The sequence below is a fragment of the Sphingomonas sp. CCH9-E2 genome, assembly GCF_001557215.1.
Lineage (GTDB): Bacteria > Pseudomonadota > Alphaproteobacteria > Sphingomonadales > Sphingomonadaceae > Sphingomonas.
The window spans coordinates 1-8,136 of sequence record NZ_LSJM01000138.1 but is presented as its reverse complement, the minus strand read 5'-3'; the positions used below and the strand labels follow the sequence as shown (position 1 = coordinate 8,136).

The following is an 8,136-nucleotide window of genomic DNA, read 5'->3' as shown; positions in this document are numbered from 1 at the left end:
CATCGGCTCGGCCAGCGCCAAGTGGAGCGCGCTCGCGCCCGTCGTCGTGCCGATGTTCATGCTGCTCGGTATCAGCCCGGAAATGACCACTGCGGCGTACCGGATGGGCGACAGCTACACCAACATCATGACCCCCTTGATGAGCTATTTCCCGCTGATCCTCGCCTTTGCGCGGCGCTGGGATGGGTCGTTCGGCGTCGGCTCGCTGCTCGCGCTGATGCTGCCCTATGCGCTGGCCTTCATGACGCTCGGCATCTCGATGGTGGTCGCCTGGGTCGCGCTCGATCTGCCGCTCGGGCCGGGGGCAGGGGTGTTCTACGCCCCGCCCACGGGTGGAGGCGAATGACCGCGACCGCCGATCCGATCCTGAACCTCGGCACCGAGCTGTTCGAGGATCTCTACCGTCCGCTCGACAGCGGGCGCTGGTCGCTGCTGCCCCCGGCAATGGTGCTGACGCGCGGCTATTGGAGCCCGCCGGCATTGGTCCCCAATGTCCGCGCGCTCACGCGTGACGGCGACACCTGGATGTCGCTGACCCCGCTCGAATTCGAAAGCCAGGGCATCGGCGTCCATTATGCGACCGGCCATGTCGCGATCTTCGGTCTCGGCATGGGCTGGGTCGCAGCCGCCACCGCGCTGCGCGACAGCGTGACGCAGGTGACGGTGGTCGAGCGCGACCCCGACGTGATCGCGCTCCACGCCGACCTCGACTTGTTCGCGCGCCTGCCGGGCGGGGCAGGGGACAAGATCCGCATCGTCGAGGGCGACGCGCTGGAATGGCGCCCCGATGCCCCGGTCGACCTGCTGATGCCCGATATCTGGCTCCCCTTGGTCAGCGACGGCCGGGTCGAGGAAGTCCGCCAGATGCAGGCCAATGTCGCCGCCGCCAGAATCTATTTCTGGGGGCAGGAGCTGGAAATCGCCCGCCACGCCCGCGCCTTGGGGCTCGATCTCGAAACGGTCGGCGTGGATCGGGTCATCGCCGGCTTCGGCCTTCCACTCGTCGGCAACGACCTGCCCGACTATCCCGACCGCATCCGCGCCGCCGCCGACGCATGGATGCAGGACCGCTGGCTGCCCGCGTGAGTTATTTCCCCACGAACAGAAATGCGACGGCGGCCATGATGCACGCGAACGCGGCGAAGTGGCGCCAGTGCAGCGCCTCGCCCAGCACCGCGACCATGAAGATGCCGAACACGGTCAGCGCGATCGCCTCCTGCGCGATCTTGAGCTGGCCCGGCGTCCATCCGGCCAGAAAGCCGACCCGGTTGGCCGGTACCGCCAGGCAGTATTCGAACCCGGCAATTGCCCAAGAAATCAGGATCACGGACAGCAACGGCTTCTCCAGCCCGCCTTTGCCGAGATGCCAGTACCACGCGATCGTCATGAATATATTCGACGCAATCAGCAGCAGGATCGTCGCCATGAAAACTCCCTTCGCCCCGCTCTGCGCGCTCGCCGCCGGGGGCGCAAGATGAGCGGACCCGTCCTGAAATCGCTCGTCAACGCCGAAGACGAAGGCTTCCGCACCAACGCCGCGCACAACCGCGCGCTGGCCGAAAAGCTCCGCGCCGACGTCGCGCAGGCGGCGCTGGGCGGCAACGAAAAGTCCCGCGAGCGCCACACGGCACGCGGCAAGCTGCTCCCGCGCGACCGCGTCGAACGCCTGCTCGACCCCGGCGCCCCCTTCCTCGAAATCGGCCAGCTCGCCGCCTGCGACATGTATGAGGGCGAGGTTCCCGGCGCCGGCATGATCGCCGGCATCGGCAAGGTCTCGGGCCGCACCTGCATGATCGTCTGCAACGATGCGACGGTAAAGGGCGGCACCTACTACCCGATGACGGTCAAGAAGCATCTGCGCGCGCAGGAGATTGCCGAGGCCAACCGGCTGCCCTGCATCTACCTCGTCGACAGCGGCGGCGCGAACCTGCCGCATCAGGCCGAGGTGTTCCCCGACCGCGACCATTTCGGGCGGATTTTCTTCAATCAGGCGAACATGTCCGCCAAGGGCATCCCCCAGATCGCCTGCGTCATGGGCAGTTGCACCGCGGGCGGCGCGTACGTCCCCGCCATGTCCGACGAAAGCGTGATCGTCCGCGAACAGGGCACGATCTTCCTCGCCGGCCCGCCGCTGGTCAAGGCCGCGACGGGTGAGGAAATCAGCGCCGAGGATCTGGGCGGCGGCGACCTGCACGGGCGCAAATCGGGTGTGGTCGATCATGTCGCCGACAATGACGAGCATGCGCTGACCATCGTCCGCGACATCGTCAGCCACCTCCCCGCCGACCGCAAGCCCGACATCGAAATCCGCGACCCGCGCCCGCCCAGGTTCGACGCGCAGGAGCTCTACGGCATCGTCCCCACCGACGTCCGCGCCCCCTATGACGTCCACGAAGTCATCGCGCGGCTGGTCGACGGCAGCGAATTCCACGAGTTCAAGGCGCTCTATGGCACCACCCTCGTCTGCGGCTTCGCGCATATCTGGGGCATCCCCGTCGCGATCCTCGCCAATAACGGCGTGCTGTTCAGCGAAAGCGCGGTCAAGGGCGCCCACTTCATCGAACTCGCCTGCCAGCGCCGGATTCCGCTGCTGTTCCTCCAGAATATCAGCGGCTTCATGGTCGGTGGAAAGTACGAGGCCGAGGGCATCGCCAAGCACGGTGCCAAGCTGGTGACGGCGGTGGCGACCGCGAGCGTGCCCAAGATCACCGTCCTGATCGGCGGGTCATTCGGCGCCGGAAACTACGGCATGTGCGGCCGCGCCTACAGCCCCCGCTTCCTGTTCAGCTGGCCCAACAGCCGCATCAGCGTGATGGGCGGCGAACAGGCCGCCAGCGTGCTGGCAACGGTCCACCGCGACGCCGCGACCTGGACCCCCGAACAGGCCGAAGCCTTCAAACAACCGATCCGCGACGATTACGAAGCGCAAGGCAACCCCTGGCACGCGACGGCGCGCTTGTGGGACGACGGCATCATCGACCCGGCGCAGACTCGGGATGTGCTGGGGCTGGCGTTCGCGGCAACGCTGAACGCGCCGGTGGAAGAGGGGACACGTTTCGGCGTGTTCCGGATGTGAGGGGGTGGGGATGAAAATCGACGATCAGGTGCTTGACTTGATTAGGCGTGTGCCAGGCCTGACTGAACTGGAGATTTCGCAAGAGATATTCGGTGGCGACGGCTATCAACAAAGGGTCAATGGTGCGTGCCGCTATCTCGTAAGTGAAGGGCAGATTGTAAGGAACGGGCGAGGCGGCAGGGGCGACCCTTTTCGATATACGTGTCCCTGATGAGCTTACTTCGGATTGGATCTTCTCAATTCCTCCCCCAGCTTGCTGGGGGAGGGGGACCGCCGCGAAGCGGTGGTGGAGGGGCCGCCGCGCAGACGGCGGTGTCGCTACCCGCAAGGTCCACCGCCCTCTTCGGGGCGGCCCCTCCGTCACGCCTTCGGCGTGCCACCTCCCCCGTTGGGGGAGGAATTGCATCTCTCATCGGTAATGCGCTGAATGTGCGTCAGGACGGCGCTCAGATTCCCCAACACCTCGCTTGCCGGAATCCGCAACGTCGCAACCCCCTGCGCCGCCAGCCACGCATCCCGCAGCGCGTCCCGCTCCGGCCGGTCGTCATATTCATGCGCCTCGCCATCCACCTCGACGCACAGCTTCGCGCGATCACAGTAAAAGTCGAGAATGTAAGGCCCCGCCGGATGCTGCTTCCTCCATTTGTCGCCCTCGCGCCCGCGCAACTCGCGCCACAACAGCCCCTCGGGCAGCGTCAGCTCCCGGCGCGCCCGTTTCGCGCGGCGGTACGACTTGCCATTGCCTTTCAGCATGTGACGGCCCTTTCGCGCTTCGCGCGCCCCTCCACCATGCTTCGCCCACGGCTTGCTTTGCAAGCCGGCTCCGCTGCGGCGACGTGCCCCCGGCACATCGCTGCTCGCAGCTACGCCCCCCTCCCCCAGCAAGCTGGGGGAGGAATTTTCCATTCCTCCCCTGCACCGCAGGGGAGGGGGACCAGCCGCAGGCTGGTGGAGGGGCCGACGCCGCAGGCGTCGGAAACCCGCCCGCCCCGCGCTGTGCCTTGTGAGGAAATCCCATGATCCAATCCCTCCTCATCGCCAACCGCGGCGAGATCGCTTGTCGCATCATCCGCACCGCGCGGAAGCTCGGCATCCGCACCGTCGCGGTCTATTCCGACGCTGACGCCAACGCGCTCCACGTCCGCAGCGCCGACGAAGCCGTGCATATCGGCGCATCCCCCGCGCGCGACTCCTACCTGGTCGGCGAGCGCATCATTGCGGCGGCCAAACAGACGGGCGCACAGGCGATCCACCCCGGCTACGGCTTCCTCTCCGAAAATGCGGAATTCGCCGAGGCGGTGCAGGCGGCCGGCCTGATCTGGGTCGGCCCCAACCCCGACAGCATCCGCGCCATGGGCCTCAAGGACGCGGCCAAGAAGCTGATGCAGGACGCCCGCGTCCCGGTCACGCCCGGCTATCTCGGCGAAGACCAGTCGCCCGATCGCCTCCAGGCCGAAGCCGACCGCATCGGCTACCCCGTGCTGATCAAGGCGGTCGCGGGCGGCGGGGGCAAGGGGATGCGCCGCGTCGACGCCGCCACCGACTTCGCCGACGCCCTCGCCAGCTGTCAGCGCGAGGCCGCGTCCTCGTTCGGCAACGATCAGGTCTTGCTCGAAAAATACATCCTCGCCCCGCGCCATATCGAGGTGCAGGTGTTCGGCGACAGCCACGGCAACATCGTCCATCTGTTCGAACGCGACTGCTCGCTCCAGCGCCGCCACCAGAAGGTGATCGAGGAAGCCCCCGCACCCGGCATGGACCCCGACACCCGCGCCGCCGTGTGCGACGCGGCGGTCAAGGCCGCCCGCGCGGTCGACTATGTCGGCGCCGGCACGATCGAGTTCATCGCCGACGCCAGCGAAGGCCTGCGCGCCGACCGTATCTGGTTCATGGAAATGAACACCCGGCTTCAGGTCGAACACCCGGTGACCGAGGCGATCACCGGGGTCGATTTGGTCGAATGGCAGCTGCGCGTTGCGTCGGGCGAACCGCTGCCGCTGCGGCAGGAAGAGCTGAGCATCAACGGCCACGCGATCGAGGCGCGGCTCTATGCCGAAGACCCGGCGAAGGGCTTTCTGCCCAGCACCGGCAAGCTCGAAGTCCTCGATTTCCCCACCAATTCGCGCGTCGATACCGGGGTCGAGGCGGGATCGACCATCTCGCCCTATTACGACCCGATGGTCGCCAAGCTGATCTGCCACGGCGACACGCGCGAGGATGCGATCGCGCTGCTGCGCGCTGACCTCTCTTACCTCACCGTCTGGCCGGTGCGGACCAATTCGGGGTTCCTCTACCGCCTGCTCGGCGACGCTGATTTTCGCGCGGCACGGCTCGACACCGGGCTGATCGAGCGGCGTGGCGAGGCGTTGCTGATCGATCCGCTGCCCGGCGCGGCGGACCTGACCCACGCGCTCTACTGGCTCGACAGCGACCCGTCCTCCGACACCTACCTGATCGCGCGCGGTCTCGAAGGCTTCCGCCTCAACCGCGCGCCCGCGACAGAGCGCGCGGTCAGCGTCAGCGGCACCCGCGTCGCCTTCGAAGCTGCCGAGGGCGACCTGTCCTCGCACTTCTTCCGCCACCCGCGCGATGGCGCGGCGCTGCTGGTGTTCGAAGGCGCGACCTTCCGCGTCACCGCCGACCGCACAGAGGGCGGGGCAGGGGGCGCCGCCGGCGACGGCGCCATCTCCGCCCCGATGCCCGGCCGCATCGTCTCGGTCGAGGTGGCCGAGGGGCAGGTGGTCACCGCCGGCCAGAAGCTGCTGGTGCTGGAGGCGATGAAGATGGAACAGGCGCTGCTCGCCCCGTTCGACGGCGTGGTCGAAACGCTGACCGCCACGCCCGGCGCGCAGGTCCAGGTTGATGCGCTGCTGGTCAAGGTGGCGAAGGCGGAATAGCCGTTGAGGGTGGCGAAGGCCCAATAACCGTCGCCCCGGCGCAGGCCGGGGCCGCCAGAAGGGCACGAGCCCCTATCAATCCCGCGCGCCCCCATCCGTCGCCCCGGCGAAGGCCGGGGCCGCCAGAAGGATAGCGCTACCCGCAAAACTTGGCGGCCCCGGCCTGCGCCGGGGCGACGGCGGCTGCCTGACCACCCGCGTGCAAACCTCCGACATTTTCCTCAGCAAAAGACACTGGGGCTCCGACACCCACGGCGCGTTCCCCCGCGACATGTTCGCATCGCCGGTCCAACCACCCCGCGCCGAATCACCGCGCCACACCGGAAAACCGTTCCAAACATCCCCCGCCCAACCGCCAAAAACCCGCAGAAAACCGCGCCCTACAGCGCTGCACCTTTCCTACACGAACCCATTTGGCTAAACTACATTCTCACAAACCAACCGAAAATGAGAATGTACACACATGTCGCCTATTCCCGCCAACTGGTATCCACCCGGTCCACCAGCCGCACCATCGCGGCAAAATCCGCCGCCCCCGGCCCGCCCGGCACCTGCGCCAGATGCAGGTCGCGCTGGTGCACCGCGACCACTTCGGGCGGCACGGTCAGCGGCTTGCCCATCGACAGCGTCGCCAGCTGGATCTCGCACGCGCGCTGCAGCGACCAGTGCTTGATGAACGCCTCGGGCAGCGTCCGTCCCATCGCGACAATGCCATGGTTGCGCAGCAACAGCATGCGCTTGTCGCCCAGATTGGCGACCAGTCGCGCGCCCTCCTCGTCGCGCACCGTCACGCCTTCGAAATCATGATAGGCGATTTGCCCCGCGAAATTGCACGCGTAGAAATTGATCGGCTGCAACCCGCCCTCCAGGCTGCTCACCGCCATCCCCGCCGTCGTGTGCGTATGCATGATGCAATGCACATCGGGCAGGTTGCGATGGAACACCGCATGCTGGACGAACCCCGCGCGGTTGACCGGGTAGGGGCTGTCGTCGAGCTTGTTGCCGTCAATGTCGATCTTGACCAGGTTCGACGCCTTCACCTCGCTGAAATGCAGCCCGAACGGGTTGATCAGAAAGGCGTGATCCTCGCCCGGCACCTTCAGCGTGATGTGGTTGTAGATCATCTCCGACCAGCCAAGATGGTCGAACACGCGGTAAGCGGCGGCGAGCTGCTGCCGCGCCTCCCATTCGGCATCGGTCATCGTGCGGGGTGCGACAGCGGCAGTAGCCATGATCCTCTCCATTTTTCGTGGTTGCGGTATGTATGCCATGAGCGGGCGGGACGGCGCAACTTGCGCTGCGGCGCAACATGGGCTAGGGGCCGCATCAGTCATCTGGGGAGTAGCCAGCCGTCGTCAGACGGGCCTCCGCGTCAACATACTTGGTCGAGAGACCATGGCGCGAAGGGAGCTGCCGCATCACGCGGCGTTCGGGCGAGACCAATGGCGCCATGCTTTCCGTCCGGGCTGGGCGGAGGGGCGTGGTGTCGTTGGAATTCGCATCCGCCCGGCCCGGAGACTTGTCTTGGAACCCTTCCTCACCTCCACCGCCGTGGTCGCGCTCGCCGAAATCGGCGACAAGACGCAGTTGCTCGCGATCCTGCTGGCCACGCGGTTCAAGCGGCCCTTGCCGATCGTCGCGGGCATCCTCGTCGCGACGCTCGCCAACCACTTCCTCGCGGCCTTGGTGGGGCAACAGGCGGCGGCGCTGCTGCAGGGCGACTGGTTCCGCTACCTGATCGCCGCTTCCTTCATCGCGATGGCGGCGTCGACCCTGGTGCCCGACAAGATCGACGATCTAGAGGACAAACCCGCGCGCTTCGGGCCGTTCCTCACCACCACCATCGCCTTCTTCCTGGTCGAGATGGGCGACAAGACCCAGATCGCGACCGTCGCGCTCGGCGCGCGCTTTGCGGAGGTCGGCTGGGTCACGGCGGGCACCACGCTCGGCATGATGCTGGCCAACGTCCCCGCGGTCTATCTCGGCAACGAACTGGTCAAGCGCGTGCCCATGAAGACCGTCCGGATCGTCGCGGCGCTGCTGTTCCTCGCCATCGGCCTCTGGGTGCTGATCCAGACGCTTTGGGGTTAGTTCGGCCCGGCGCCTTCAATCCTCCCCCGCCAGGGGGAGGTGGCGCCGAAGGCGACGGAGGGGGAGGGCGGC

At 67.0% G+C, this 8,136-nt stretch carries 8 protein-coding genes and 1 riboswitch; of the genes, 5 read left to right on the top strand and 3 right to left on the bottom strand.

The features are described 5' to 3' along the window. Both AX681_RS07555 and AX681_RS07550 read left to right on the top strand, forming a co-directional pair. The coding region (locus AX681_RS07555; protein WP_197424254.1) for an AbgT family transporter at positions 1–346 on the top strand (346 nt) is incomplete at its 5' end. Beyond that, positions 343–1,086 (top strand): hypothetical protein, encoded by a 744-nt coding sequence (locus AX681_RS07550; protein ID WP_066655547.1) that lies wholly within the window; start codon positions 343–345, stop codon positions 1,084–1,086. The genes AX681_RS07555 and AX681_RS07550, both read left to right, overlap by 4 nt. 1 nt (position 1,087) lies before the next feature. On the opposite strand, the gene AX681_RS07545 is transcribed toward AX681_RS07550, so the two are convergent. Then, the gene (locus AX681_RS07545; RefSeq protein WP_066655550.1) at positions 1,088–1,426 is read right to left on the bottom strand and encodes a DMT family protein; all 339 of its coding nucleotides are present in this window, start codon (positions 1,424–1,426) and stop codon (positions 1,088–1,090) included. Between the two features lie 48 nt (positions 1,427–1,474). On the opposite strand from AX681_RS07545, the gene AX681_RS07540 reads away from it, so the two are divergent. Further along, complete coding sequence (locus AX681_RS07540; RefSeq protein WP_066655560.1) at positions 1,475–3,076, top strand: carboxyl transferase domain-containing protein; 1,602 nt, start codon at positions 1,475–1,477, stop codon at positions 3,074–3,076. A 360-nt stretch (positions 3,077–3,436) separates the two neighbouring features. Here the strand turns inward: AX681_RS07540 and AX681_RS07535 are convergent, their stop codons facing one another. Next, positions 3,437–3,829: an endonuclease domain-containing protein gene (locus AX681_RS07535; protein WP_066655563.1), complete on the bottom strand. Its 393-nt coding sequence runs from the start codon at positions 3,827–3,829 to the stop codon at positions 3,437–3,439. Positions 3,830–4,092: 263 nt separating this feature from the next. On the opposite strand from AX681_RS07535, the gene AX681_RS07530 reads away from it, so the two are divergent. Further along, the gene (locus tag AX681_RS07530; protein WP_066655566.1) at positions 4,093–5,973 is read left to right on the top strand and encodes an acetyl/propionyl/methylcrotonyl-CoA carboxylase subunit alpha; all 1,881 of its coding nucleotides are present in this window, start codon (positions 4,093–4,095) and stop codon (positions 5,971–5,973) included. Positions 5,974–6,443: 470 nt separating this feature from the next. On the opposite strand, the gene AX681_RS07525 is transcribed toward AX681_RS07530, so the two are convergent. Next, positions 6,444–7,205 carry a class II aldolase/adducin family protein gene (locus AX681_RS07525; RefSeq protein WP_066655569.1) on the bottom strand — a complete coding sequence of 254 codons (762 nt, stop codon included), beginning with the start codon at positions 7,203–7,205 and terminating at the stop codon, positions 6,444–6,446. A gap of 91 nt (positions 7,206–7,296) precedes the next feature. After that, positions 7,297–7,486: riboswitch (yybP-ykoY riboswitch) on the top strand. 11 nt (positions 7,487–7,497) lie between these two features. Between AX681_RS07525 and AX681_RS07520 the strand changes: the two genes are divergently transcribed. Continuing rightward, positions 7,498–8,064, top strand: a complete 567-nt coding sequence (locus tag AX681_RS07520; protein WP_066655572.1) for a TMEM165/GDT1 family protein — start codon at positions 7,498–7,500, stop codon at positions 8,062–8,064. Positions 8,065–8,136: the final 72 nt, after the last annotated feature.